General features: G+C 74.4%; 1 protein-coding gene. It reads right to left on the bottom strand.

The window, feature by feature from the left end:
• Positions 1-632 (bottom strand): ketoacyl-synthetase C-terminal extension domain-containing protein (locus tag UK12_RS32910; protein WP_045306880.1); only part of this gene is annotated, 632 nt, incomplete at both ends.

Raw genomic sequence — 632 nt, 5'->3', positions numbered from 1 at the left:
CGAACCCTGACCCGGGAAGACGAACGCCACCTTCCCCCCAGCCCCAGCCACACCCTGCACCACACCCGCACCCGGCTCACCGGACGCCAGCGCCTCCAGAGCGGGCCGCAGCTCCGCGAGATCGTGCCCGACCAGCACCGCCCGGTGCTCGAAGGTGGAACGGGTCGTGGCCAGCGAGTACCCGAGATCCGCGACCTCGGACCCGGTCCCGGCGTCCGCCTCGACCTTCGCGAACAGTCGCTCGGCCTGGCCGCGCAGGGCGTCGGCCGACCGGGCCGAGAGCAGCCACGGGACGGCCGAGGACACCGCCGGGCGGGCGGGCGTCTCCTCCGTCCGGCCTTCGTCCGCTGCGGGCTGGGCTTCGGGCGCCGGCGCCTCGGAGGTCTGGGCCTCGTGGGTCCGGGCCTCGGGTGCCTGCTCCAGGATGATGTGCGCGTTGGTACCGCTGAAGCCGAACGAGGACACCGCCGAGCGGCGCGGCTCGCCGGTCTCCGGCCACGGCTGCGCCTCGCTGAGCAGCGAGACCGCGCCGACCGTCCAGTCCACGTGCGAGGACGGCTCGCCGACGTGCAGGGACTTCGGCAGCACGCCGTGCTGCATCGCCTGCACCATCTTGATCACGCCCGCCGCAC

The organism is Saccharothrix sp. ST-888, from assembly GCF_000955975.1.
Taxonomy (GTDB): domain Bacteria; phylum Actinomycetota; class Actinomycetes; order Streptomycetales; family Streptomycetaceae; genus Kitasatospora.
Note: the sequence above shows the minus strand (reverse complement) of the source record. Positions and strands in the feature narration are given on the sequence as shown.